Origin of the sequence: Paracoccus sp. KR1-242, assembly GCF_049446195.1 — a bacterium.
GTDB lineage: Bacteria > Pseudomonadota > Alphaproteobacteria > Rhodobacterales > Rhodobacteraceae > Paracoccus > Paracoccus broussonetiae.
The window spans coordinates 101,468-126,320 of sequence record NZ_JBMSED010000015.1 but is presented as its reverse complement, the minus strand read 5'-3'; the positions used below and the strand labels follow the sequence as shown (position 1 = coordinate 126,320).

The window sequence follows — 24,853 nt, the reverse complement described above, 5'->3', positions numbered from 1 at the left end:
GATGGCCGATCCCGCAGCCAGCTTGCCGCAGTCGGGTAACCCGGCAGACAGGCCCCGCCACGTTGCCATCATCATGGATGGCAACGGTCGTTGGGCCGTGAACAAGGGCTGGCCCCGGCTTGTCGGCCATCGCCGCGGCGCCGAACGCGTCAAGGAGATCGTCCGCGCCTGTCCCGACATGGGGGTGAACTGGCTGACGCTTTACGCCTTCTCGACCGAGAACTGGAAGCGTACGACCGAGGAAGTCCTGGGCCTGATGGCGATCTTCGCCCGCTATATCGAACGCGAGGCCGACGGCATGTCCGCCGAAGGCGTGCGCATGCGTTTTATCGGCGGGCGCGAGCGGCTTGACGGCCGCCTGCAGCGCCTGATGGACAGCATCGAGACGCGGACGATGATGAACACCCGCCTGAACCTGACCGTCGCCATCAACTATGGCGGCAGGGACGAGATCGCGCGCGCCTCGCGCCGCATGGCCGAGCGGATCGCGCGTGGCGAGATCGTCGAACCGACCGAGGCCGATTTCGCGAATTGCCTGGATACGGCGGGTCATCCCGATCCCGACCTGGTGATCCGCACCTCGGGCGAGACGCGGACTTCGAACTTTCTGCCCTTCCAGGCGGCTTATTCGGAATATGAATTCACCCAGACGCTGTGGCCCGATTTCAGTCCGGCGCATCTGGCCGAGATCCTGGATCGATACGGAATGCGCAACAGGCGTTTCGGCAGCGCATGAGCGAGCCGCAACTTCCCCGCAGGCGATTCCGCGACAAGCTCAAGCCGGGGCGCTGGAACGATCTTCGCAAGCGCTTCGGCTGGGGCGCCCTTCTTCTGGTTCTGGGCGTAGTGCTGCTGCTCTCCTCGGGTCTTTGGATCCGGCTGGGCGTGTCGGTCGTCGTGGGGCTGATGATGTGGGAACTGGCGCGGCTGACCGGCTGGCGTCACCCTGAATTCCACAGCCCGCGCCACCCGGTCCTGATCGGCGTCTTGTCGGGGCTGGTGCTGCTGACCATGCTGGTGTTGCCCGGCGATCTTCCGCTGTTTCTGGTGCTGGTCCCGCTGCTTGCGGGACTGCCGGGGACGCATTCGCGGGAAAGGGTCGGCTATGTCATCTTCACCATCGCCATCATGGGCGCCGGCTATGCGCTGGTCGCCATGCGCGAGGTGCTGGGCCTGCCAACGGTATTCTGGATCGTCGCGACTGTCGTGCAATCCGATATCCTTGGATATTTCGTCGGACGCAAGCTGGGCGGGCCGCGTTTCTGGCCCTCGCTGAGCCCGAAGAAGACATGGAGCGGGACGCTTGCCGGATGGGTCGGTGCCCTGATCCTGGCGATCGGCATCTTCGTGACGGGCGAGGGTGGCTGGGGCGTTCTGCTGGTCGGCCCCATGCTGGCCATTGCGGGCCAATTCGGCGATATTGCCGAAAGCTGGCTCAAGCGGCGCGTGGGCGTCAAGGACAGTTCGGAACTGATCCCCGGGCATGGCGGGGCGCTTGATCGCTTCGATGCCATGACGGGCGCGCTGCTTCTGGCGCTGGTCCTGATGCTCGTCCATCTGTTGCCGACGATCGGAGGCTGAAGACATGCGCAGCGTTTCTGTGCTGGGGGCCACGGGCTCCATCGGCGAAAGCGCATTTGATCTTCTGATCCGTGCGGGTGGGCCGAAAACCTATCGCACGGTGGCGCTGACCGGTGCCGCGAATGTGGCCCGTCTGGCCGAAATGGCGCGCGCTTTGCAGGCCGAGATCGCCGTCACAGCGCTTCCCGAGAAACTGGACGATTTGCGCGCGGCACTGGCTGGCAGCGGAATCGAGGCTGCGGCCGGACCCGCCGCGATTGCCGAGGCGGCGGCACGTCCGGCGGATTGGACGCTGTCGGCCATCATTGGCGCGGCAGGACTGCCGCCGGGGTTGGAAGTGCTGCGGCGTGGCGGCATTCTGGCGCTGGCCAACAAGGAAAGCCTTGTTGCCGCCGGGGGGCTTGTGATGGCCGAGGCCGCGCGCAGCAAGGCCCGGATCCTGCCCGTGGATTCAGAACATTCAGCGTTGTTTCAGGCGCTTGGTGGTGAATCCCTCGAAAATGTCGACAGCGTCACGATTACTGCATCAGGCGGCGCATTCCGTGACTGGCCGCTTGAACGGCTGGCTCGGGCGACGGTGGCTGAGGCATCCTGTCATCCGAACTGGTCGATGGGCCAGCGGATCACCATCGACAGTGCCTCGATGTTCAACAAGGCGCTGGAAGTCATCGAAGCGCATGAGTTTTTCGGGATCGACGAGGGCCGGATCAAGGTTCTTGTCCATCCCCAGTCCATCATTCACGCCATGGTCAGCCACCGCGACGGCGGCTCGATCGCGCATCTGGGCGCCCCCGACATGCGCCACGCCATCGGCTATGCTCTGAACTGGCCGCGACGTGCGCCGCTGCCGGTGCCGCAACTGGATCTTGCCGCGATCGGCAACCTGACCTTCGCCACGCCGGACGAGACGCGCTGGCCCGCCTTGCGCCTTGCGCGCGAGGTCATCCGTGCTGGTGGCGCTGCCGGTGCCGTGCTGAATGCGGCCAAGGAGCAGGCGCTTGACGACTTCATCGCGGGGCGCATCCGCTTTACCGACATGGCCGGTGCGGTCGAGCGCGCACTTGATGCCTGTGCGGCAGAGTCGGGTTTCGGCGACAGTCCGGGCGATCTGGACGCCGTTCTGGCATGGGATGCGCGCGGCAGGCATCTGGCCGCGTGCACTGCAGGTGCCGCATGACGGGAGTAATCGCGGAAATCGGCGGGCTGGCCTGGACGGTTGGTGCCTTTATTCTGGCGCTGTCGATCATCGTCACCGTCCACGAATACGGCCACTACATCGTCGGGCGCTGGTCGGGCATCCGGGCCGAGGTCTTTTCGCTGGGCTTCGGGCCGCGCCTTGTGTCCTGGCGGGACCGTCGCGGGACGTTGTGGCAGATCGCGGCCATCCCGCTTGGCGGCTATGTCCGGTTCCTTGGCGACAGCAACGCGGCAAGCGCAGGATCGGGTGACACCGTTGATCCCGCGCTGGCGCGGCAAAGCCTGCCGGGCGCGCCGCTTTGGGCGCGCTTTTCCACCGTTCTGGCGGGGCCGGTCTTCAACTTCATCCTGTCGATCCTGGTGTTTGCCGGGGTCGCCCTGTGGCAGGGGATGCCCGTCGCGACGCCCGAGGTGGGGCGGCTGCATCCGACCCCTCCGGGCGTCCAGATCGGGCTTGAACCGGGCGACCGGATCGCCGCGATCGACGGGACGCCGATCGCGACCTGGCAGGATCTGGCCAAGGCGGCCTCGGATCTGCCCGCACGGCCCAGCCATGACTGGACGGTCGAACGTGCGGGGCAAAATATCACCGTGCCCGGTCCGCATCCGTCCCCGGCGCTGTTGACGGGCATCGCGCCGCGCAGTCCCGCCGCATCCGCCGGGCTGCGGGCCGGTGACGTGATCCTTGCCATAGACGGCGAGCCCGTCACCCGTTTCGATGAGCTTCGCAGCCGGGTCGAGGCCGCCAAGGGCCGCCCCCTGTTGCTGCGCGTCTGGCGCGAGGGCGAGGGTGAAGCCGATTACACGCTTGCACCGCGCGAACAGGACCTGCCGACTGGCGAGGGCTATGAGAAGCGCTGGATGATCGGCGTGACCGGTGGGGGCACATATTTTGACCCCGCCACACGTCCCATGGGCGCCATCGAGGCGCTTGGCACCGGCGCGGACCGGACCTGGGACATCATCGCCTCGTCCGTGTCCGGGCTGTGGGCGATGGTCACCGGGCAGATCGGAAGCTGCAATCTGGGCGGAGCGATCTCGATCGCCGAAAGCACGGGGCAGGCGGCTTCGGCAGGGGGCAGCGACTTCCTGTGGTGGATCGCTGTCCTGTCCGCCGCCATCGGTTTTCTGAACCTTCTGCCGGTTCCGGTTCTGGATGGCGGGCACCTGATGTTCTATGCCTATGAAGCGGTGGCGGGACGCCGTCCGTCGGACCGTGCGCTGGATATCCTGTCCGCGCTTGGCATGGCCGCGGTGCTCGCACTGATGATCCTGGGACTCACCAACGATCTTTTCTGCCCCTGACAGACCCTTGCCTTTTGACAGTCCGGTCCGCTTCGCTGTATCCATCTGGGCAATTCGGGCGGGAAAAACCCGCCGGCGATACAAGACGCGCGAGGGCAGAATGACGGACAGGAAACTCGGCAAGGGCGCACTGGCGCTGATCTCGGCGCTGGCTGTGGCCGTGCCGGTCACTATGGTTCCGGGGACAGCATCGGCCTATGTGTTCAGCAATGTGCGCATCGAAGGCAACCAAAGGATCGAACCGCAGACGATCCTGTCCTTCCTGGACCTGCCGCGCGGACGCGACGTGTCCGGGGGCGAACTGAACGCCGCGCTGCAACGTCTGCAGAATTCGGGACTGTTCGAAAAGGTGGAGTTGACCCCGTCGGGCGGCACGCTGATCGTCAGCGTAGCTGAATACCCGACCATCAACACCATCGCGTTCGAGGGGAACAAGCGTCTCAAGGACGAGAACCTGAACGAGATCATCAAGTCCAAGTCTCGCCGTGTCTACTCTCCCGCCCAGGCCGAGGCCGATGCGGCGGCGATCAGCCAGGTCTATGCCGCGCAGGGTCGCCTTGCTGCGCGCGTCGACCCCAAGATTATCCGCCGTGACGGGAACCGCGTCGACCTGGTCTTCGAGGTTCGCGAAGGCGACGTGACCGAGATCGAGCGCATCGGCTTTGTCGGCAACCGCGCGTTTTCCGACCAGCGCCTGCGCAACGTCCTGCAAACCAAGCAAGCCGGCATCCTGCGCACCTTCATCAAGCGCGACACCTTCGCGCCGGAACGGTTGCCGGTCGATGAACAGCTGCTGACCGACTTCTATCGTTCGCGCGGCTATGCCGACTTCAAGGTCCAGGCCGTCGCACCGGAAGTCGCGCGGGATCGCGATGCGTTCTACATCACCTTCCAGATCCAGGAAGGTCCGCGCTATACCTTTGGCAACGTGACCACCGTCAGCGAAGTGCCCGGTGTCGATGCGGCCGAATTTGCAGCCCAGAACCGGGTCCGCACGGGCGAGGTCTATAACCCTACCTCGATCGACACGACCATCCGCCGGATGGAGGCGCTGGCGATCCGCAAGGGCCTGAACTTCGTCACCATCGAGCCGCGCATCACCCGCAACCTGCGGACCCAGAAACTGGATCTGACTTTCGCACTGACCCGCGGGCAACGCATCTTCGTCGAGCGGATCGACATCGAGGGCAATACCGCGACCCTGGACGAGGTGATCCGCCGCCAGTTCGGCACTGTCGAAGGCGACCCCTTCAACCAGCGCGAGATCCGGAACTCGGCCGAACGTCTTCGCGCCCTGGGTTATTTCGCCGACGTCAAGGCGGAAAGCCGCCCCGGTTCGGCCGCGGATCAGGTCATCGTGGACGTGAACGTGGAAGAGCAACCCACGGGCAGCCTGAGCTTCGGGATGAGCTATGGCGTGTCCAGCGGCGTGGGTTTCAACCTGTCGCTGTCCGAGAAGAACTTCCTGGGGCGCGGACAAGAGCTTGACGTCTCGGTGGCCGCGGGCGCTGACAACCAGTCATCGGGCATTACCTTCATCGAGCCCTATTTCCTGGGCCGCAACCTGCGGGCGCGGGCGCAGCTGTGGTACAACACCACTGACCGCTACAACGCCGATTACAACACGCGCTCGGTCGGGTTCCTGACGGGGCTGGAGTTCCCGGTGTCCGAGAACGGACGACTGGAACTGCGCTACAAGCTCAGCAAGGATACGCTGTTCGACGTGGACCCGGTCGCGGTCGACCCGGACACGGGTGAGCTCGATGGCTCGTCGCCGATCCTTTACGAAGAACAGGGTGGGTTCTTCACCTCGGCCCTTGGCTATACCTACAGCTATGACAGCCGTATCGCCGGGCTTGACCCGCTGACCCGCTATCGCCTGAAGCTGACGCAGGACTTCGCGGGGGTAGGCGGCGACGTCGAGTCGATCACCACGGGGCTTTACGCCGGAGCGGAAAGCAATGCCTGGCGCGAAAGCGTCACCTTCCTTGGCGAGTTCGAGGCGGGCGCGGTTCACATGCTGAACAACGACAACAGCCGCTTCCTGGACCGCTATACCGGCAACGGCAAGATCCGCGGCTTTGAGCCGAACGGCATCGGTCCGCGCGACCTGAACGCGCCGAACGAGGACGCGCTTGGCGGCAACTATTTCTGGGCGCTGCGGACCGAGGTCCAGTTCCCGCTGGGCCTTCCCGAGGAATACGGAATCGGCGGCGGCCTGTTTGCCGATGCAGGCTCGGTCTGGGGTCTGGACAATACCAACGGCTACCAGGGCGAGGTTGATGACGGCATGCACGTCCGCGCCTCGGTCGGTGCATCGGTGTTCTGGACCACGCCGATCGGTCCGCTGCGCTTCAACTTCTCGAAGGCGGTCGTCAAAGAGGATTACGACCTGGAGCAGAACTTCGACCTGACCATCTCGACCAAGTTCTGATGCTGAAACCTTGGGGCATCGCTATCGTCCTTTTCGCCCTGGCGGGGGGGACGGCGCTTGCCCAGGAGGCGCAGCAGCCCAACGTCATCGCCCCCGAGCTTGCGCAGCCGCCGCTGACCGAACCGTCAGGCACCGGCACCGGTAATGGTCCCGGGAACGGCACAGGCCCGGCCCTGGTCGTCCAGACGCCCAAGCCCAAGGCCGGACAGCCGGTTGGCGCCCCAATCATGACCATCGACCCTGATGAGGTCTTTTCCAAGTCGCGATGGGGTGCGCGCGTCCAGGCGGATGTCGAACGCCGCAGCCGCGACATCAAGGCCGAGAATGACCGCCTGGCGGACCAGTTCTCGGCTGAAGAACAGCAACTGACGCAGTTGCGCAGCACGCTCAGCGACGATGAATTCCGCCAGCGCGCCGATGAATTCGACAAGCGCGTTGTCGAGGTGCGGCGCCAGCGCGACGGGATCATGCGTGATCTTCAGGATGAGATCGAGGAAGAGCGCGCGGCCTTTTTCCGCGCCGCGCTGCCGGTTCTGGCGAAATTGATGCAGGAACATGGCGCGACCGTGGTGCTGGATCAACGCGCGATCTTTGTCTCGGCCGAATCCGCCGATGTCACCGATGCGCTGATCCAGCGTTTTGACGAGACGGTCGGCGCGGGACCGGTCCAGCCTATCCCTGCGCCGAAAACCGAGGCCGCCCCCGAAAAACCCACAGCGCCCGAGAAGCCCGCGCCCTAGCGGGTTCCGGCAAGGCGGCGATCCAGCGCGGTGATCCGTTCGGTCAGCAGGGCGAAAAAGCCCGGACGATCGAGGTCGCGGATGAAATGGGCGTTCGGTTCACGTCCCGTAACACGCCACCAATCCGCGACGGTCATGCCTTGGGTGAATTCGCCCTGGGTCTCGATCTCGACATTCACGTCGCGGCCGTTGAAAAGATCGGGACGCAGAAGGAAGGCGATGGCGCAGGGATCGTGCAGCGGCGCGCCTTCGGACCCGTATTTTTCGCGGTCATAGCGCTCGAAGAAATCCGTCCATCCGGCGATGGCCTGCCCGACGGGGCCGCTGGCGCGCATCGCCTCGATCCAGTCGCGGCTGGTCAGCGCCTTGTGCGTCACGTCCAGCGGCAGGACCGTCAGGGGGACACCGCTGGAAAAAACGATCTTGGCCGCTTCGGGATCGACATAGATGTTGAACTCTGCCGCGGGGGTGATGTTGCCGACCTCGAAATAGGCGCCGCCCATCAGCACGATTTCCTGCACGCGAGAAATCACCTCGGGCGCCTTCTGGAAGGCCGAAGCAATGTTGGTCAGCGGCCCGATCGGGACCAGCGTGACCGTGCCAGGGGCCTCGCGCATCAGGGTCTGGATGATGAAGTCGACCGCGTGTCCGGAGGCAAGGGGGGCATCGGGTTCGAACAGGCGGATGCCGTCCAGTCCGGTCTTGCCGTGAACATGCTCGGCCGTGACCAGGTGACGTGCAAGCGGCCGGTCGCAACCGGCATGGACGGGCAGGTCGCCGCGTCCAGCAATCTGGCAAATGATGCGAGCATTGCGCTGGGTCAGGTCCAGCGGCACGTTTCCGGCCACTGCGGTCAGGCCCATTACTTCAAGTTCGGGGCTGGCCAGCGCCAGCAGGATTGCCACGGCATCGTCCTGACCGGGATCGGTATCGATGATGATCTTGCGGGGCATGGCCTCTCCTGCATGGCTGTCGCCGCAGAATGACCGCGCCTCGCAGAAGGATGCAAGTGGCCTAGGGCGAGATCGGATTCAGGTGAGTGATCCCGGTCGCCGCGGCGCGCGCAAGGTCGGGGTCCAGCGACATGCGAATATACTCGCCCCGACGCCACAATTCCGACAGGTCGTCGTAATGGCGCGACAGCGGATGCCCCGATTGCCCGGTCGAGATGATGAAAACCGAGCTGTCCGGGTCCGCAAGATCATAGACGCCCCGGAACACCGGACCGGTCACGTTCTGCCACGGATTGGGCGCGTGCCCCAGATAGGCCATCCGTGCGATGCTGGATTCCCCGCCCGAGGTGGGCTGCACCAGGTTCACGATATAGGACAGGATGCGCAGATCGCCGAGTGCCGGATGGACATGTCGCGCCCGATGCAGGTCGCCCCAGCGCCAGCTTTGCAGGTCGGGCCCGAAACGTGCCGTCAGGTCCAGCAGCGCCGCATCCAGCGCCTGCCGCGCGATCTGGGTGCAGGTTTCGACCGGGGTGGACTGACGAATGTCGCACCAGACCGCCGCCCCGTTGGTATTGCGGAACACCCGGTCGATGAAGGCGGGGTAAAGTTCGTTCAGATCGTCGGCCAGCGGCCCCAGTTCGTCACGCACGATCCGGTCCTGCAACTCGCGCATCCAGGCGGCCTGGATCATCGGCTCGGGCAGATGCTCGCTCATCGTGCCGTCCCAGTTGGCTAGCAGTGCCAGCGCATCCTGCCGTTGCCGCTCCGGGGTGCCGCGCGGGGCGGGTTCGTCTGTGAACCAAAGGTTCGCCCCCACCAACGGCAGCAGCGCTCGGGCTACGGGGCTGACGATGTCGTTTTGCACCGCGATGAAGCTTTCGCGCGAATGGATCTCGCGGCTGTCGATCAGGTGGCGCAGGCGGCTCATGCGATAGGGACCGGCGCGGTCAAAACCAAGGTTCGGCTCTCCGGGCAGTGGGGCGCCGGTTGTGGCGACGATACCGCCTTGCGGGTCCAGGTCGGTGGTCGCGGGCGGGGCGGGGTCCAGTCCCTGCCAGCGGTTCTGGGCGTGCCAGCCGGGCTGCGGCATCCGGCCCTGTGTCTGGTTCGCGGGATCACGACGGGGAAGCGCGCCCGCCAGCACCTGACCGACGCCCTTGTCATCGGCCAGCGTCACCGACAATGCAGGGGCGATGACACCAGCAAGGGCGCGCGCCGCGCCGTCGCGGTCCTGCGCCTCCATCAGACCAACCAGCGCGCTCATAGAGGTGTCTTGACCCCGGCCGCCCGTCCAGGACAACGCCGCGACATGCCCGGCAGGCAGGATTGTGCTGATGTCCAGGTGCGAGGGCGGCAGGATGGGGCCGTTCTCGGTCTCGCGCAGGGTGACGGTCTGGCTGGAGCCGCCGCGCACGCGGATCGTCTCGGTGTGGGTCTTGAAATCGACCCAGCCCGCATCGCCACGATAGCGGTTTGGATCGCCGGGCTGGACCTCTTCGATGAACAGGTCCTGGTCGTCCACCTGCGCGGGGGTGATCCCCCAGGCCAGATGCGTGTTCCGGCCCGACAGCACGACCGGAATTCCGGGGATGGTGCCGCCGATGACGCCGCCGGAGTCGAGTTCAAGACGGGCAAGATACCACAGGCCCGGCGCAGTCAGCGCAAATTGCGGATCATTGGCCAGCAGTGCGCCGCCCGCTGCGGTGCGGTTTCCGGCGGCTGCCCAACCATTGCCCGTGGCGCCAAGAGCCGGGGCAAGATAACCGGCAAGTCCCGCAGCCCAGTCGGGTTTGGCCGTTTTGCGCTCGACCCCGGCGAAATGTTCGCCCGGGAAAAGCGAGGCATAGGTCGGCATCGGGGGCTCGCCCGGCGCGGCAACCAGCTCTTGTCCACGTTCCGGCGCAGCCAGGGACAGGCGGGCGCGCAAGATCTCGCGCCGCAGCTGGACTGTCGAGCTTGCCGCCAGAAGCTTCAGAATTGCCAGGGAATCCGCCGGCTCCCAGTAAGAGATGTCATCCGGGAACAGGAAGTATTCCGGCGCCCCGCGGCCCATCGCGCCCAAGTTCACCTGCTGGATCCAGGTGTTTACTCCCTCGGCATAGGCGGTCAGCGCGGCCAGCGTCTTGGGGTCCTGTGCCTGGATCGAGGCGCGGGCGTTGCGGTAAAGCCCCAACCGCCGGGCAAGGTCGTCGGCGGGCAGGGCGCCCGCGCCATAAATCTCAGCCAGCCGACCCTGCGCGGCCCGGCGAAGCACGTTCATCTGGAACAGGCGATCCTGTGCATGGGCCAACCCCAGCGCGAAGAACACGTCCCGGTCATTGGCCGCGAAGATATGGGGAACATCTTCGGTCGTGCGGACGATCTCGACCGGTGCCGCGATGCCTGCGACCTCATAGGTCGCGTTATAGTCCGGCAGCGAACGGACGGCGAAGTACCAAGCAAGGCCGATCAGCGCGACGGCTGCCACGATCAGCCCGACCGTCAGGCGCACAAGCCAGCGGAAAAGTGTCACCATGAATTGGGCGAGGTCCCGATGGTTGGGCGCAGAGGCGGTTGACCCCTGCGGCAGGTGATGAAATTCATCGGCTGAATAGGACAGGGCGCGTGAACGATCAACGCGTCATTTGAGAGCATGGGGAGAAAGTGATGGCAAGGGTCGCGTTTCTGGGACTGGGGGTAATGGGCTTTCCGATGGCGGGTCACCTGGCCGCCAATGGGCACGAGGTGACGGTCTGGAACCGCAGTGCCGCCAAGGCCGAAGCCTGGGCTGCAAAGCATCCGGGCCGCGTCGCCCCGACCGCGCGCGAGGCTGCCGAAGCCGCGGAATTCGTCATGGCCTGCGTCGGAAATGACGATGACCTGCGCCAGGTTTGCCTGTCGGACGATGGTGCCTTCGCAGGCATGTCCAGCGGCAGCCTGTTCGTCGATCACACCACGGTTTCGGCCGCGGTCACGCGCGAGTTGTCCGAACATGCGCTTGCTTCGGGAATCGGCTTCGTCGATGCCCCGGTGTCGGGCGGACAGGCAGGGGCCGAGAATGGCCAGCTTTCCGTGATGTGCGGCGGGGGCGCTGCGGACTATGCGCGGGCCGAGCCTGTGATTGCCGCCTATGCCAAGATCTGTCGCCTGATGGGTCCTTCGGGCGCGGGGCAGTTGACCAAGATGTGCAACCAGATTGCCATTGCCGGTCTGGTGCAGGGCCTGTCCGAATCGCTCAATTTCGCGGAGAGGGCCGGCCTTTCGATTTCGGACGTGGTCGAGGTGATCAGTCAGGGCGCCGCCGGAAGCTGGCAGATGCAGAACCGTCACAAAACGATGGAGGAGAACCGCTTCAACTTCGGCTTCGCCGTCGATTGGATGCGCAAGGATCTTGGCATCTGCCTGTCGACCGCCGAGGAGAACGGTGCAACCCTGCCCGTCACCGCGTTGGTCGACCAGTTCTACAAAGAGGTCCAGCACATGGGCGGGGGACGCTGGGACACATCCTCCCTGATCGCCCGACTGCGGCGCTGAGACGTCGGCCCTTGCCAAGGCGGCGCGCTTCACGCTATCAGCGCGTCATCCCTGCAAGGGGTTGTAGCTCAGTCGGTAGGGCGTCTCGTTTACACCGAGAATGCGAGCCGGTATGAGCTGGCAAACTAAAAGGAAAAGCGTCGTGCATTCCCAGTCTGGGTCGGCGTGATCCAAGATGGGGCGGTAGCTCAGCGGTAGAGCGACACGTTTACACCGTGTTGGTCGGGGGTTCGATCCCCTCCCGCCCCACCATGATCTAACGCAGTATATTGATATTATTTCAGTTTCGGATAGCCGCCGCCTTATTTCCGAGGCGGCTGGTTCTCCGATGCAATGTCGTCGAAATCGCTGGCCGGCGAGTCCGCAATGTTCTTGCGGATCTGTTTCAGCTTCCGGGTTTCCTTCTGCTGCTGGCGCCTGAGGTTTCTTGCCACGGCCTCGGGAATGCCGCCATCGTCTTCATCTTGCATGGGAATATTCTACTCAGCCGGAAATCTACCTGTAGCTGGCAAAAATCCGCCGAGGATGCAAGGTTACGACGGCGGCAACGCAACCAAGGGATGGGATCACCTTTGGATGTGCCAAGGAACGCCGCGTTCGGCATTCAGAGTGCCTCGAACCGGTCATTCGCGAAGCGCCCCCGAAAGCTTGGCAGCGCACGCCACAGTGTTTCACCGGCGACAAACCGGCTGGGTTGCGAATGACTTCCGAAGAGCGTGGTTCGATGGGCCGACATCGATATGCCGGTGGCGTCCTGCATCGTATGGCAATCCTGCGATTGGTGGGCAAACCGGATCCATCCCGCATCGGGGTCGGCAAGCAGGATCGTCACCGTATCGCCCGCGAAATCGACGGTTGCGTTCAAGATGCCCCCATCCGGGCAGGGTCGCGGGCGGGGGACCGGACAGGCGGGTGCCGACAGCGTCGAACATCTCGATCTGCGTCCCGCCGATATGGGCCTCGCCAATGCCGCGCAGGATCGAGGGGTGGATCTGGTCAAGGATCAAGAGCGTCATCTCAGGCCCCCTTGACCAGAACGATGTCAGAGTCGCGCTTCTGCGCGGGGGGCAGAATGTCATATTCGCTGAACTGGCTGACAAGGATCAGTCGCGAGACCGAGCCCTCGCGCGCCGCGCGCAGGTTCTGGGCGCTGGTCTTCTCCAGATCGCCCAGTGTTTGGGGCAGGGGCGTTGCAATGAACAGCGACTTGATCTCGAAGACCTTAGAGACGAACTGATTATAACCTTCGATCGTCCAGCTCGTCGCGGCGCCGTCGCCGTCGGCATTGACGATCAGGTCAAGTGACCATTCGCCAGTCTTGCCGGTCGTTGCCTCGACCTTTTGGGTAACGACCCGGACGCCTTTGTCGAAGACGTCCGACCCGATCAATATCGCCACGATCTTGCCTTCGGCAATGGGGGACAGCGTGGCATCCATCAGGACGCCGCTGACGCTGGCTTTGTTCGGCATGGGTTTGCTCCTGCGGCATGGAAATATCCGTGCCATATTCCGTCAGGAGAATGGGGGTTGCGCATTTGCGTCAAGCAACGGGCGCAGAAATGAAAACTGCCCGGTGTTGAGCCGGGCAGGTTCTTCCGTACTCGTAAACATTACAATCTTGACTGACCAATCAATTATCATCCCGCAGGCTTTCCCGGAAGTTGGCCTTTTGGTCAGGTGGGGATGGCCGGGGGCCAAATCGTGGGAGATTCCGGGTGGATCCGCGTGTTCTTCGGTCAGGCACCCGACATTTGCATCAATGCGTCGGGCTGCAGGATTCGCAGGAACTTCCGCCCGGATTCAATGACACCCTGCCGGTTCAATGTCGCAAGGCTCCGACTGACTGCTTCGCGATTTGCGCCGACGATATTCGCGATCTCGGCGTGAGTGGGAAGGTTGCTGAGGGTCTGCCCGGCCTCCAGCTCTCCCTGTTCCAAAGCCGTGCGCAACAGATAGGCCCGCAATCGATCCTCGACCCCCAGGGCGGTCAGTTCCTGTACCCGTTCTGTCAGGTCATATACCCGGCGGACCAGTCCCCGCATCACGGCCTGCCGAATGGACAGATCGCTATCGATCAATTCAAGCAGCAGGCTTCCCGGCATTTCCAGCAGCGTGCAATCCGTCCGCGCATAAAGCGAAAGCGACCGGGGCGCACCGGAAATCACCGAAAGCTCACCAAACGCGCTGCCGGGGCCGATGTCGTTATAGACGATCTCCCGCCCGGCCTGCGTCCATTGCACCGCAAGCACCTGTCCTGCCAGCACGAACAGCACGGTCTGTCCGGGGTCACCGCGTTCCAGGATGCGCTCACCCTGTTCAAAGCTGCGGCGAATGCAGGCCAACTGGATTCGCGCCAGCCTGTCCTCGGATACTCCGACGAACCATTCCAGATCGCCAAGACGTCTCACGGCGTGTTTCCTTCGGTATTCAAACGTATTTTAGAAGAATTTTTCGCGAATGGTTCCGCGTTTGTGCGTTCGCGCACAGAATGGCGGGGCCGAATGGCGCAAAAGGAAAGCGGGACCTCCGCAATCTTGTGAGCGCGCAAATGTCGAGTACCTTGTTTACCATTTCTGGCGCGAATGTTCCTCTCACCAAGATTGGAGAGGTCCTGGTTCGGGTGGGCATGATTACGCTGCACCTGCAGGCAAGGGTGCGGTTGCATGATCAGCTTGCAGGACCGCCCCTTGCCGAAACCGCCAGCCCAATCGCCCGTTCGGCGAATGAGACGCGGGCCAATCTTGCGGCCATGTCGCGTTATTGCCTGCAGAACCTGGTGCCCCGAACGCAAGGGCTGGTGGCACAATTGGAATCCATTTCGTCGGCGGTGACTGTGCTGGCGACGACGAATGGATCGGACCTGCGCGGCGGCATGAATTCGGTTGCCGCGCAGATTGACCGTTGCTGCCACGCATTGCGCGGATATGCCCGCAGCTGGCCCCGCAGCGCAGGTATGATGCGGCTCAGTGAACAGCGCCTTTGGGGGGCGCTGGCGGCCGAATTGCACCGGATCGAAGGCACCGATGGGCCAATCATGCGCAGCTGTGGCGAGGTTGAGCGGATGGCCTTCGATATCGGGCAAGCCATTGACGACCATTTGGGAATGCCAGGTGACATTCCGTTGCAACAACGTTGTGACACGTCCATTGGCCTCATCTGCGCCGCATCGCAGGTACAAACTTCGGCGCAAGTGGCAGATGGCGTGGGGCAAGCGATTCCCGGCATGGCCATGCGGTTGGAACTTTTGCAGCGGGAACAGGAACGCCTTGCCGACGTGCCCGGCCAGATCACCCGAGCCCTGTCCCTTGCGACGCAGGCCAGCGCGCAGTCGGCTTTGGCAAGCCGCTTGCGGGATGCGCTTTGCGATCTTGAAAATCGGCTCGCACTTCTGGCATTGGATTATCGCGCCCAAGCCCGGCTGGCAGATCGCCCCGCGCAGCGGAGGGAGATCCTGGCGCAACTGGACTCTGACTCCGCCATCTGGCGCATCGCCATGACCGAGGTCGCCAAACCAATTGAGCTTGGCAGCGAACTCTCCGAGTATGCGGGGGAAATGACGTTCATGGCGCGGAAAGAGGCCGGGTTCGCTTCGATGATCCCGGCCTGAGGGCAAGACGCGCCGGAGGGTGTCCGGCATCGTCCTTCAATCCTTGTCGCCACCACGCAGGCTCATGCCGCGGACACTCATGCCCTGCACGCTCATGCCCTGCACGCTCATCCCTTGAACGCTCATGCCGCGAGCATCGGGACCACCGCCGAGCAAAAGCTGCTCCAGCATCCCGCTTTGGACGTCCAGGCGGAGCGTATAATCCGCCTTGTCATAGGACCAGGCCACGATGTCTTCGGGCAAAAGCGCACCGATGGGCTGCGCGGGCGCCGTGCCGCGTTCCTCGGCCTTCGCATCGGATTGCGGAGCCTTGAGGCCCGCAAGTGCCGCGGCCGCAGGTGCGCCCGGACCGTGAACAAGGAAAAGCGCGGGGACGGGCAAAAGGTGATACACACCTGCATAGCCGAAGCCGTAAATCCGGGCAAAGTTCGGGTCTTCGCCGCGCAGCTGCTGTTCAAGTTGACCGGGCGTGCCGCTATGGCCGGGGTCGGAAGCTGAGGGATTGACCTGTAGGTCTTCGACCAATCGGCCAAACAAAAGGATGGTCGACGCGTTGAGCAATGTCTCGGGCATTCTGTAACCTTCGCGAATTCAACAAGGGCGAGAACTTATTGGCCGGCTTGCGATCCATCCGTGCATGGCGCGGCTTTCATCGAATTAACCCATCAGTCGAACGCTGTCGACCTTTTGTTCGCGTTCACAAGGGTTTCCGGGACATTGGCGTCACAGGATTGCAGAAATTCATATTCGGCGGCAACGAAACGGTGCAGCTCTTCCAGCCCGGGAAATCCCAGTTCCGCGGCATATTCCGCGATGTTGTCTGGATAGGACCGCTTAAGACGCGTTTCGAAATACCAGGACATCAGCACGGGCTGCGGAAGGACGGCCGCCATTTCCAGCGTTGGCGCCTGCCTTTTTGACTTCGCCCGGTCACGAAGGGCGGCATAGCGCCCCTGCATTCGCAACTGATCCAGCATGGCTGCGGCAAGTCCCGAATGGTTTCCGCCCGCATTGTCCAGCGCGACGTGCGCATTCATCAATCGGTCGAAGTCTGTCCTGTCCATGTCATTGCGCGAAATCCACGCATCAAGATCGCTTTGTCGCAGAAAGCCGCGGGACAGGCGGAAATCGCGAGTGGCGCGGGCAATCGCGGTCTCGTCCGGCGTGGCTCCGGCGCGATCGGCCGCCCGTTTGGCAAGTTCTTGCAGAAGCGCTGCGTCCCGCGTCCGCAGATAGGCATCCGAATCCAGCCGCAGCTCGTTCAGGACCGCATCGGCATCCGCATCGTCAAGCCTCGACTGCCAAGGCGCATTGGCCCATGCCTCGGTCCACTCAAAGTGGAAAGGTGGGTCGGAGATCTGATCCCCCGCGTGCAGGTGATCCCTCACTACCTGAAGCAGTGCCAGCGCATCCTGTCGCTTTTGATCGGTTCGTCCATGCCGAAGCCAATGCGTAAATTCATCCCGCGAGCGCAGATCAGGCAAATCCCCCAGGATCGCGTCCCAATTCCGCTGCGGGTAGAACCGTGACTTTGCAGTCGCAAGCAGGACCTCGGCCTCGGTCGCGGCAATGATCCCCTCGTTCACGGCGCGTTCGACCGTGGCGCGGATATTGACCATGGGCTCGCTCAGCCCAACATAGCCCGTCTCGGCCGGGCCGTGGACCAGCGCGACCTCGTCATCGTCGCAAAGGCGAGAGTCGCGGTAATCCTGGAAGATGCGCCCGACTCCGACCATCCCGAAAGGGGCAAGCTCGGCCGCGCGCAGCGCCCCCATGCTGGCCGCGCCGAAGACGGCGATTCCCCTCGACATGGCCCACAGGATTTCCTTGTGCCACACGGCCGGTTGCCCATCGAAGAAACCGTCGATGATTCCAATTGCCGCGGGCTGGCGCAGCGCCGCCGCGTAAAGGTCGCCCTGCGTGATTGGCGGCAGAAAGGTGAAATCCGGAAAAGCCGCGCGGTCCAGCGTGCGAAGCGATGGACCGGCAAAGATGACTGCCGTCATGCGACCTGCTCCCCTATGGTTCTGGCCCGCTTGCCGGGGCGATAGCGCGGATGATCGTCGGGCCCTTCAAGCCCCGGTATCACGACGCGGATCACGGCAAGGCCCAGATCGGACTTGCTCAGATCGACGGCCACGACCTCGTTGATGCCAACGGCCAACAAGCGCTTCAGAAGCCACGAAAGATCGCTGCCGAAACTCTCCGAGACATGTTCCGCGATCTGACCAAACCTGCGCGCGGGCCGATGCTCGGCGCGGACCCGCTCGGCCCAGGCCGCTTTCCGCGCCCGCTCCTCGGTTGAATATTCGCGATGTGTCAGATCATCCCGCGCGCCCGAGATATAGGTCGTGCGCACCTGGATCGCCTCGGTCAGTGCTCGGGACAGCGCGACGGCACGGGTGGGATGGGCGCCCGCGCCGATTCCCAGATGTTGCAGCGGGTCCAATCGGTCCGTGATGAGGCAATAGAATGCCGGCACCCCGGTATCGCTGGTGATGTCCCAGGCCGTGACGTCGAAATCGGCCTGCTCCAGTTGTTCCAGCAGCCTGCGGCAGATCGTGTCATCGACACTGGCTAACTCCAGGCCCGTCTTTGCGCGCCCAAAGGCACCGCCCGCGTTCCACAGCGTGATGGCATCGCGCTCGACCACCTCGCAGATGGCGTGGCAGGTGGCTTCGACAATGCTGTTCCCCGAGGCAAGGCCGTTGCTGCTGCAATCGAAACACCCGCTTCCCGGAGGGGGCGGCAGGGTAAAGTTTGTGCGTACCGATTCAAACGGCAGCCAGCGCGCCTGATCCGAAACCAGATCCAGCCCCTCGATCCACAAGGTGACGAGGTTGGCGTGAAACGCCTCCGAAATCCGCGGCAGCCGGTCGACTTCCGCGAAGCGGTGGCCGGGGGACAGTTCGGCCAGCGATCCCAGCTTCAACGGCAGGTCGATATGTTCGGCGTGATAAAGCTCAGCCGCCTCCATCAGACCCGATGCGGTGGCGGCCGCCAGGTCGCAGCCCTTGCCCTGGGACACGGCAAGCGAGCGGGCATTTGGACGGCAGACCATGACCACCGGAACCCCGATCCTGTCCAGACCGGTCACATTCGCGACGCGGGTAATTCCCATTCGCGGCATCAGCGCGGTGACGCGGGCCACAGTCTCGGACGGGGGGACCAGGCGATGCGTGCCGTGAACGTGGCGCTTGGTTTCGTCCGGCAGCTTCAGGCCCATATTCGTCATACGCTCAACTCCGCCTGTCAGGCTTACCGGTTACGCGCCATATCGGCGCAAAGGCTCACAAACTCGGACGTTCAGGCATCCAGACCATGTCGATGATCGGTGTGGCATCCGGATCGATGGTCCGAAATCCCAGCCGCTTGTAAAGCTCGATCGCACGATTTGTCCTGACCGCGGAAAGGGATACGGTCCGTCCTTCGGCACCGGCCTTGGCCAGCAGGTCGCGAATGATCCGCGACCCGATCCCCATCCCGCAAAACTCCTCGAGGATCTGGATTTGCGCGATGTAATAGTCTGCATCGCGTTCGGTCACCTGTGTCCAGCCGATATCCTGCCCGGCAAGGGTGATGATCTGCGAATCGGCCGCCTTGAACGATCGCCGGATCGCCGCGCGACGCATGGGTTCGTCCCAGGCATCCAATTGCTCCATCAACGGGCGCATGGCGTTGATGTGGATCGCCTCGGCAAAGGCGAATTCGTCGGGATGGGCGGGTCGGAGGCCGAATTCCGGGCATTCATTCATGCACGGAATTATAGGGGCAAGTTTAGACATGTCACGGAACTTCCGTAATTTTTCATGGCGATTTTTGCCGCGAAAAAATGTAGAAAGATAGCGCACCCGATCGGTCCCCGCTTGACGCGGCGGCAAGGGATGACTTTGTTCAGTTCCGCTACACGCGGCGACGGACCGATCCATCGGCGGAAGGGACCAGGGGCAGGAAGAATGAACGCGCAGTCCAGTTTGTCCGGCCCGCGGCTTCTGACCGTGCTTTACGCTGATATCCACGGCTATACCGGGCTGATCGAACGCGACGAACAGGGCACCCTTGCACGCCTGACCCGATCGCTGGCCCTGATCCGCAGCCTTGCGGGCGATTACGGCGGTTCGGTCGTGAATACCGCGGGGGACGGTTTGGTCGCCGTTTTCGAAAGCGTTCAAAAGGCGCTGCACTTCGCACTTGAGATGCAGCGCGAACTTGCGCGCGAAGTTGCCTGGGCCGATGGCGGCCAGCCGATCTGGTATCGCGTCGGCATATCGGTTGGGGATACCTTTGCGGGACAGGATGGCGTCTATGGCCACAGCGTCAATCTGGCCGCGCGTATCCAAAGCTTTGCCGAGCCCGGTGGCATCTGTGTCACCGATGCTGTCTATCAGATGCTGCGCAAGAATGGTGAACTTCGCCTGACATCGCTGGGTATCAAGCATCTGAAGAACATCTCGACCCCGGTCGAGGTGTTTTCGGTGGACCTGATTCATGCCGCCCCAGGCCCGGCGCAGGAAATCCTGCCGCTGCGTTCCATTGGCGCTGAAGCGTTGCCCGACGCCTCGCTGGCGATCCTGCCGATGGAGAATATCTCGGCCGATCCTGCCGACCTGTATCTGTGCCAGGGTATCGTTGCGGATGTGATCACCAGCCTTAGCCGCTTCCGCAACCTGATGGTGATCGCACGCCATTCGGCCATTCTGGCGGCGGCGAACTCAGGGTCATTGCGCGAGATCGCGCAGCGACTTGGGGTGCGCTACCTGCTGTCCGGCAGTCTGCGCCGGTCCGACCAACGCATCCGCATCACCGTCGACCTGATCGAGGCAAGGTCCGAGAACATCATCTGGTCGGAACGCTATGACGGGGTGATGAACGATATCTTCGACTTTCAGGACGATGTCGCCGCGATGACTGCCGCCCGGGTCGCGATCCAGATCGACGCGGCCGAGCGGCAGCGGATGGCGGAACACAAGCATCCCGCGCTTTACGCCTATGGGCTGGTGCTGCGTGGGCAGGACATGGGTTTCCGTTTTCTTCAGGATTCCAATCTGCATGCGCGCCGCCTGTTCGAGCAGGCGCGCGAACTGGATCCGGCCTATGGCCGCAGCTACGCCGCCATTTCGCGGACATTCAACGTCGAATGGCGATATAACTGGACGAACGACCCCGCCGGCGCGCTGAACCAGGCTCTGGTCCTGGCCAAGCGTGCGGTCGAATGCGACAGCATGGATTCCCGTGGTTATTCCGAAATGGGGCTGTCGCATCTTTACCTCAAGCAGCATGACGAGGCGTTGGCCGCATATGAACACGGGATCGGCTTGAACCCCAACGATGCCGATCTTCTGGCCTATATGGGGGATTGCCTGGCCTATGTCCGGCAGGGCGCGCGCGCGGTCCAGATGCTGGAAAAGGCGATCCGGCTGAACCCATATCACCCCGATTCCTACCTGTGGTTTCTGGGCGATGCATATTTCCACAACGGCCAGTATCCCGAGACGATCAGGACGCTGAACAAGATGCGCGACCGGTCCGAGGCACATCGCCTGCTGGCCGCAAGCCATGCCATGCTGGATCAGATGCCCGAGGCCCGCCACCACGCTTCCGAGGTGATGAGAGTTCATCCGAACTTCACCATCGAGCATTGGCGCAAGGTCCCGCCACTTCGCCATGCCGAGGACCTCGAACTTTATGTCGAGGGGTTGCGCAAGGCCGGTCTTAACTGATCTGTCCCGATTCCTCGCAGATACAAATATTCACGGTGCAACTGCTGAACACCAACGCCGATGCGGCCCCCACGGCCAGCAGCTATCGGGCGGGCGAGTTCCTGCATTGAGAAGACCAAAGCCAGGGTGCGGTCCCCAAGGATCACGCCATTTTCGCGGCACGGGAACATGATCCGGCGTCCAGCGTTCCACATCGTCCGCTGAACGAAGGGTGCGGCATGATGCGATATGATGGAGGATGCCTGTGCGGGGATCTTCGGATCACGGCGGTTGGGATTCCGAACCGGGTTGCGATTTGCCACTGCCTTGATTGTCGCAAGCATCACGGCGCGCTGTTCTATGCCGCCGCAATTTTTCCACGCGATGCGGTGACGATCACCGGCAGTCATGCCTGCTATCAGGGGCGTTGCTTTTGCCCCCGCTGCGGGTCGTCGGTCTTTGCGGTCTCGGGGGCTGAGATCGAGCTTCATCTGGGAACGCTTGATGCCCCCGACCAGCTGATGCCCAGCTATGAAAGCTGGACGATACGGCGCGAAGCGTGGCTGCCGCGATTCCCCTTGGCGCAGCGTTACGACCGCGACCGTCCGGACCCGCCATCTCCCGGCTGAGAAAAGGCCCGCGACGGGCGCGGGCCTTTTATGTCAATGGTGGTTCTGTGGTGGAGCCTCTGGCTTCTTCGCTGGTCCGTGAATGGATTCCCGGACACGCTGGATCAGCTTGAAGAAAATGGGGACCAGCAAGGTTCCCGCGATGGCGGACATGATGGTTCCGCCAAAGACCGCAAGTCCCAGCGACACCCGGCTGGCCGCGCCAGCCCCGGTGGCGATGACCAGCGGAAACACCCCCGCGACAAAGGCGACACCCGTCATCATCACCGGCCGGAACCGCAGGCGGGCGGCCGTGATGGTGGCTTCGTGCAGGTCCATCCCGTCCTCTTCGCGCAGCTTCTTGGCGAATTCGACAATCAGGATGGCGGTCTTTGCGGCAAGACCGATCAGCAGCAGCAGCCCGATCTGCCCGTAAAGGCTAAGCGGAATGCCCCCGATCCGCGTTGCGACCAGCGCACCCACCAGCGCGACCGGTACCGACAGGATGATCGCAAACGGCGTCAAGAATGACTCGTAGAGCGCGGCAAGGAACAGGAATGTAAAGATCAGCGACAGTCCCAGCGCGATCGGCACGGCATTGCCAGATTTCCGTTCCTCATAGCTGGAATCGGTCCATTCGAAGCGATAGCCGGGCGGGGTGGCGGTCTGGGCAACCGCCTCCATCGCGTTCATCGCATCGGCCGAACTGAAGCCGCCCGCGGCATTCGGGATCCCGGTGATCGTCGCCGAGTTGTAGGTGTTGTAGCGGTAAAGCACATCCGCCCCGCGAGACGGGACCGGCTTGACCAGCGCGCCCAGCGGCACCAGCTCTCCCTTCGCGTTCTTGACGTAAAGGTTGTCCAGGTCACGCTCACCTTGACGATAGTGCGAGTCAGCCTGCACCATGACCTTATAGGTTTCGCCGAACAGATTGAAATCGTTGACATAGGTTCCGCCCAACTGGGTTTGCAGGGTCAGGAAGATGTCGTCGATCGGAACGCCCAGCGTCTTGGCGCGCAGCCGGTCGATCTCCAGCTTGATCTGGGGCGCGCCGGCATTGAAGGTGGTGAAGGCGCGCGTGATCTCTGGCCGGTCATTCGCCGCGGGCAGCAGTTGCGACAATGCGCTTTCCATCTCGTCCGCACCCCGGCCCTGCGTATCCTCCAGCACGAAGGAAAAGCCCGCGACGGTGCCAAGACCGGGAATGGCCGGGGCGCCGAAGACAAGCGTCTGTGCCTGCGGCAATTCGCTGAACAGCTTCTGATACTTGGCCTGCAACGCCGCCTGCGACTGCGCCGGATCCTTGCGGTCGTCCCAGGGGCGCAGCTTGGCGATGATCATCCCGGCATTCGATTGCAGCGCGGTATTCAGCAGGCTGTAGCCGTTGACTGAAATGACGTTCTCGATCGCCGGTTCTTTCTTCAGCGTCTCGATGATCTGGTCCATCACCAGTTCGGTCCGGTTCAGCGATGCGGCCTGCGGCAATTGCACATCGACGATGAAGAAGCCCTTGTCCTCATCCGGGATGAAGCTGGTGGGGGTCGAGATGAACAGGAACCACAGCCCCACGAACAGGCCCGCGATCAGAACCAGGCTGATCAGGACATGGCGCGCCAGCCAGCCGACAATGGCCGTGTAGCCATTCGTCACACGCTCGAACCCGGCATTGAAGCCACGAATCACGAAGTTGGGCCGTCCGCCGACCTTCATGATACTGGCGGCCAGCGCGGGGCTAAGCGTCATCGCGTTGATCATCGAGATCAGGACCGAAACGACAAGCGTGGTCCCGAACTCGGCGAACATGCGCCCGGTAATGCCCGGCAGCAGGGTCGCAGGGCCGAAGACGGCGGCCAGGACAAGCGAGGTGGCAAAGATCGGGCCGGCCACCTCTGACATGGCTTTGCTCGTCGCCTCTTTGGCGTCCAGACCGTCGTGATGCATCAGGCGCTCGACATTCTCGACGACGATGATTGCGTCGTCGACGACCACGCCGATGGCCAGGATCAGTGCGAACAGGGTGACTGTGTTGATCGTCATGCCCAGCGCGTAAAGCACCGCCATCGTGCCGATGATCGAGACGGGGACCGCGATGGCCGGGATCAGCGTCGCGCGGAAGCTGCCCAGGAAGAGATAGGTCACCGCGATCACCAGCGCGATGGTGAAGAACAGCGTGATCACCGTCTCCTCCAGCGAGGCCTTGATGAACAGGGTGGTGTCGTGGCCAATCGCGTATTGGACCCCCTCGGGGAAGGATTTGGCCAGTTCGTCCATCTTGGCGCGCACGGCATCCGCCACGGCCAGCGAATTCGCGTCACCCAACTTGTAGATCGCCAGAAGCACACCGGGACCGTTGTTGAATTCGCCATAGCCCTTGTAGACTTCGGCCCCCAGTTCGATCCGCGCGATGTCGCGCAGTCGCAGGACCGAGCCGGATTCGTCCGCCCGCAAGACGATGTCGCCAAATTCTTCGGGAGAGCTCAGGCGGCCTTGCGTGGTCAGGACATACTGGAACTGGGTCGCCTCGGGGCTGGGCGCGGCGCCAAGCTGGCCGACCGCGGCCTGCACGTTCTGTTCGCGGATGGCGGCGATGACCTCGTTCACACTGATGCCCTGATTGGCCATCTTCACCGGGTCCAGCCATGCCCTCATGCCATAGTCGAGCGCGCCGATGATGCTGGCTTCGCCAACGCCGGGCAGGCGTCCCAATTCACCCTCGATGTTCAGGCTGGCATAGTTCGACAGGAAGACGCGGTCATATTCGCCCCCCGGCGCAAGCAGGTTCACGACCATCAGCATGTCGGGATTGCGCTTGCGCACGCTGATGCCGCGTCGGCGCACCTCGTCGGGCAGGCTGGGTTCGGCCAGCGCCACGCGGTTCTGCACGTCCACCTGCGCCAGTTCGGCATCGACGCCGATCTCGAACGTCACGGTCAGGGTATAGCTGCCGTCCGATGCCGCTTTCGAAGACATGTAGACCATGCCCTCGGCCCCGTTCACCTGATCCTCGATCGGCGAGGCCACGGCGTCGCGTACGGTATCGGCGCTGGCCCCCGGATAGTTCGCCCGCACCACCACCTTTGGGGCGGAAATGTCGGGGTATTGATCGACCGGCATCACATACAAGGCCAGCAGCCCCATCAGGGTGATGACGATCGAGATGACGAATGCGAATTTCGGTCGGCGGATGAAGAATTGCGGTCCCATGTCCAACTC

General features: G+C 63.3%; 20 protein-coding genes and 1 tRNA gene. 11 read left to right on the top strand and 10 right to left on the bottom strand.

The genetic code is table 11. The annotated features are described in order from the left end of the window. The first annotated feature begins 1 nt into the window (after position 1). From uppS to ACO2Q4_RS20855, 6 genes are all read left to right on the top strand, one after another. Entirely contained in the window at positions 2 to 736 is a 735-nt protein-coding gene (gene uppS / locus ACO2Q4_RS20880) for a polyprenyl diphosphate synthase (RefSeq protein WP_311760367.1), read from the top strand. Further along, the gene (locus ACO2Q4_RS20875) at positions 733 to 1,581 is read left to right on the top strand and encodes a phosphatidate cytidylyltransferase (RefSeq protein WP_395133309.1); all 849 of its coding nucleotides are present in this window, start codon (positions 733 to 735) and stop codon (positions 1,579 to 1,581) included. The genes uppS and ACO2Q4_RS20875 overlap by 4 nt, the downstream gene beginning before the upstream one ends. Positions 1,582 to 1,585: 4 nt before the next feature. Further along, the gene (dxr, locus tag ACO2Q4_RS20870) at positions 1,586 to 2,758 is read left to right on the top strand and encodes a 1-deoxy-D-xylulose-5-phosphate reductoisomerase (protein WP_423321679.1); all 1,173 of its coding nucleotides are present in this window, start codon (positions 1,586 to 1,588) and stop codon (positions 2,756 to 2,758) included. Continuing rightward, positions 2,755 to 4,083, top strand: a complete 1,329-nt coding sequence (gene rseP, locus ACO2Q4_RS20865) for an RIP metalloprotease RseP (protein WP_423321677.1) — start codon at positions 2,755 to 2,757, stop codon at positions 4,081 to 4,083. The genes dxr and rseP overlap by 4 nt, the downstream gene beginning before the upstream one ends. A 100-nt stretch (positions 4,084 to 4,183) precedes the next feature. Further along, on the top strand, positions 4,184 to 6,517 hold the full coding sequence (bamA, locus tag ACO2Q4_RS20860) for an outer membrane protein assembly factor BamA (protein ID WP_311760371.1): 2,334 nt from the start codon (positions 4,184 to 4,186) through the stop codon (positions 6,515 to 6,517). Beyond that, on the top strand, positions 6,517 to 7,257 hold the full coding sequence (locus ACO2Q4_RS20855) for an OmpH family outer membrane protein (RefSeq protein ID WP_395133315.1): 741 nt from the start codon (positions 6,517 to 6,519) through the stop codon (positions 7,255 to 7,257). Before bamA ends, ACO2Q4_RS20855 begins: the two co-directional genes overlap by 1 nt. Here the strand turns inward: ACO2Q4_RS20855 and ACO2Q4_RS20850 are convergent. After that, positions 7,254 to 8,210, bottom strand: coding sequence for a nucleoside hydrolase (locus ACO2Q4_RS20850; protein WP_423321674.1), 957 nt, complete (start codon positions 8,208 to 8,210; stop codon positions 7,254 to 7,256). The genes ACO2Q4_RS20855 and ACO2Q4_RS20850 overlap by 4 nt on opposite strands. A gap of 61 nt (positions 8,211 to 8,271) precedes the next feature. Continuing rightward, complete coding sequence (locus ACO2Q4_RS20845) at positions 8,272 to 10,728, bottom strand: penicillin acylase family protein (RefSeq protein ID WP_311760374.1); 2,457 nt, start codon at positions 10,726 to 10,728, stop codon at positions 8,272 to 8,274. A 131-nt stretch (positions 10,729 to 10,859) separates the two neighbouring features. Between ACO2Q4_RS20845 and ACO2Q4_RS20840 the strand changes: the two genes are divergently transcribed. Next, entirely contained in the window at positions 10,860 to 11,726 is an 867-nt protein-coding gene (locus ACO2Q4_RS20840; RefSeq protein WP_423321672.1) for an NAD(P)-dependent oxidoreductase, read from the top strand. A 177-nt stretch (positions 11,727 to 11,903) separates the two neighbouring features. Beyond that, positions 11,904 to 11,978 (top strand) — tRNA-Val (locus tag ACO2Q4_RS20835). Between the two features lie 352 nt (positions 11,979 to 12,330). On the opposite strand, the gene ACO2Q4_RS20830 is transcribed toward ACO2Q4_RS20835, so the two are convergent. The 3 genes from ACO2Q4_RS20830 to ACO2Q4_RS20820 all read right to left on the bottom strand — a co-directional run bounded on the left by ACO2Q4_RS20830 (position 12,331) and on the right by ACO2Q4_RS20820 (position 14,134). Then, entirely contained in the window at positions 12,331 to 12,591 is a 261-nt protein-coding gene (locus ACO2Q4_RS20830) for a hypothetical protein (RefSeq protein ID WP_423321670.1), read from the bottom strand. Positions 12,592 to 12,743: 152 nt separating this feature from the next. Then, positions 12,744 to 13,196, bottom strand: a complete 453-nt coding sequence (locus tag ACO2Q4_RS20825) for a hypothetical protein (protein WP_395133323.1) — start codon at positions 13,194 to 13,196, stop codon at positions 12,744 to 12,746. 266 nt (positions 13,197 to 13,462) lie between these two features. Continuing rightward, entirely contained in the window at positions 13,463 to 14,134 is a 672-nt protein-coding gene (locus ACO2Q4_RS20820) for a Crp/Fnr family transcriptional regulator (RefSeq protein ID WP_311760379.1), read from the bottom strand. Positions 14,135 to 14,274: 140 nt separating this feature from the next. On the opposite strand from ACO2Q4_RS20820, the gene ACO2Q4_RS20815 reads away from it, so the two are divergent. Continuing rightward, on the top strand, positions 14,275 to 15,333 hold the full coding sequence (locus tag ACO2Q4_RS20815) for a hypothetical protein (protein WP_423321667.1): 1,059 nt from the start codon (positions 14,275 to 14,277) through the stop codon (positions 15,331 to 15,333). Positions 15,334 to 15,369: 36 nt separating this feature from the next. On the opposite strand, the gene ACO2Q4_RS20810 is transcribed toward ACO2Q4_RS20815, so the two are convergent. From ACO2Q4_RS20810 to ACO2Q4_RS20795, 4 genes are all read right to left on the bottom strand, one after another. Continuing rightward, positions 15,370 to 15,906 (bottom strand): hypothetical protein, encoded by a 537-nt coding sequence (locus tag ACO2Q4_RS20810; protein ID WP_311760381.1) that lies wholly within the window; start codon positions 15,904 to 15,906, stop codon positions 15,370 to 15,372. Between the two features lie 92 nt (positions 15,907 to 15,998). Further along, positions 15,999 to 17,339, bottom strand: a complete 1,341-nt coding sequence (locus ACO2Q4_RS20805; RefSeq protein ID WP_423321665.1) for a TfuA-like protein — start codon at positions 17,337 to 17,339, stop codon at positions 15,999 to 16,001. Beyond that, positions 17,336 to 18,568 (bottom strand): YcaO-like family protein, encoded by a 1,233-nt coding sequence (locus ACO2Q4_RS20800; protein WP_423321663.1) that lies wholly within the window; start codon positions 18,566 to 18,568, stop codon positions 17,336 to 17,338. The genes ACO2Q4_RS20805 and ACO2Q4_RS20800 overlap by 4 nt, the downstream gene beginning before the upstream one ends. Positions 18,569 to 18,623: 55 nt before the next feature. Then, positions 18,624 to 19,262 (bottom strand): GNAT family N-acetyltransferase, encoded by a 639-nt coding sequence (locus ACO2Q4_RS20795; RefSeq protein WP_423321661.1) that lies wholly within the window; start codon positions 19,260 to 19,262, stop codon positions 18,624 to 18,626. 27 nt (positions 19,263 to 19,289) lie between these two features. On the opposite strand from ACO2Q4_RS20795, the gene ACO2Q4_RS20790 reads away from it, so the two are divergent. Further along, on the top strand, positions 19,290 to 21,053 hold the full coding sequence (locus ACO2Q4_RS20790) for an adenylate/guanylate cyclase domain-containing protein (protein ID WP_311760385.1): 1,764 nt from the start codon (positions 19,290 to 19,292) through the stop codon (positions 21,051 to 21,053). 218 nt (positions 21,054 to 21,271) lie between these two features. Next, a complete protein-coding gene (locus tag ACO2Q4_RS20785) occupies positions 21,272 to 21,661 on the top strand; it encodes a GFA family protein (RefSeq protein ID WP_311760386.1) in 390 nt (129 codons plus the stop codon). Between the two features lie 33 nt (positions 21,662 to 21,694). On the opposite strand, the gene ACO2Q4_RS20780 is transcribed toward ACO2Q4_RS20785, so the two are convergent. Then, positions 21,695 to 24,844 carry an efflux RND transporter permease subunit gene (locus ACO2Q4_RS20780; RefSeq protein WP_423321658.1) on the bottom strand — a complete coding sequence of 1,050 codons (3,150 nt, stop codon included), beginning with the start codon at positions 24,842 to 24,844 and terminating at the stop codon, positions 21,695 to 21,697. Positions 24,845 to 24,853: the final 9 nt, after the last annotated feature.